We start from the raw sequence: 1389 nt of genomic DNA, 5'->3' as shown, positions 1-1389 counted from the left end.
CAAGCGCACATGGATGATGGGATGAACACCTCTTGTTGAGATCGGCGTCAAGGCGCCACTATTGGATTAGCGAAATCAATAGGCCAACAACAAGAGGTGTTCAGATGAAAGTTACCCTAATCGGAATCGATTTGGCAAAGTCAGTTTTTCAGGTGTGCGGCGTGAATCAGGTTGGCAACTCGGTGTTCAATCATCAGATCCGCCGCAACCGCCTGATTGAAAAGTTGCTTCAGTATCCAGAGGTGACGATTGCCATGGAGGCCTGCAGTGGCTCGAATTACTGGGGACGGGAGCTGAAGAAGCTTGGGTTTAAAGTGCTTCTGATTCCGCCGCAGCACGTCAAGCCGTTTGTGAAGGGCAACAAGAACGATCGTAATGATGCGTTTGCGATTACCGAAGCGGCCCGGCGTCCAAGAATGCAGTATGTGGAACCGCGCACACTGGAGCAAACAGACATCCTGGTTTTGCACAAAGTGATTGACCGGAAAGTGCAGGCCCGAACTGCCCTGACAAATCAGATCCGGGGGGTTCTGAACGAATATGGCCTTGTGGTCAGTCCCGGGAAAGAGCGGCTGCTCAGAGCACTGCCAGAACTGCTGGAAGATGCCGAAAACGGGCTGACTCCAGCAGCCAGAGAAGTATTGCAAAGCATGCTGGAGGAGTGGCGCGAAGCCAATCGGCAGATTCAGGCTCATGAAGCGAAACTGAAGAGAACCGCCAAACAACTGGAGCCTGCTCGCAGACTGATGGAGGTGAAAGGCGTCGCTGAGAAAACAGCCACCGCCATCGTTGGTTTTGCGGGAGATGGAAAAGCCTTTAAGAGCGGACGGCACTTTGCGGCCAACCTGGGTTTGGTGCCGAATGAGCACTCCAGTGGCGGTAAGCAAAAACTGGGCGGTATCACTCGGCGAGGAAACAACTATCTGCGCCGGTTACTGATTCAAGGCGCCTGGTCCGTTATCCGCTACGCGGATCGGTCGACAGACAGGTTATCACGCTGGGCCAGAAGCGTGATGGAGCGTCGCGGCAAACACAAAGCGGTGGTCGCGGTAGCAAACAAGCTGGCAAGAATTCTTTGGGCCATGCTGTATCACCAAACGGAATACCGGGCGGGATAATACAGCTGGCCGGAAGGAGCAATCACCCCAAGCAAACGCGGTGAGCAATGAGTTAACAGGGTTAAACCGGCCCTTGTGAAGGCTGACGAGCACACGGAGCACCAACTCCGTACGGACGATAAGCGGCAAGGGCGCGGTTTTCATTGAGGCCAGAGCCACCAGAGTGGCTCATCATAAAGGCCGGATATACGTGCGCAGTTTTACCCAGTTAGCCTTTGACACCACCGATAGCTTTGGGGCTTGCACAACAAGAGGTCTACATATATGTGCT

The 1389-nt window shown here is 53.9% G+C and carries 1 protein-coding gene; it reads left to right on the top strand.

Annotated features, from left to right (window positions below; translation table 11 throughout):
* Positions 1–104: 104 nt before the first annotated feature.
* Positions 105–1118, top strand: coding sequence for an IS110 family RNA-guided transposase (locus tag M8010_RS19855; protein ID WP_250094432.1), 1014 nt, complete (start codon positions 105–107; stop codon positions 1116–1118).
* Positions 1119–1389: the final 271 nt, after the last annotated feature.

The organism is Marinobacter sp. ATCH36, from assembly GCF_023555055.1.
GTDB lineage: Bacteria > Pseudomonadota > Gammaproteobacteria > Pseudomonadales > Oleiphilaceae > Marinobacter.
Note: the sequence above shows the minus strand (reverse complement) of the source record. Positions and strands in the feature narration are given on the sequence as shown.

Coding starts and splice junctions, on each gene's coding strand:
- M8010_RS19855 (WP_250094432.1), top strand. CDS start 105: ATGAAAGTTACCCTAATCGGAATCGATTTGGCAAAGTCAGTTTTTCAG.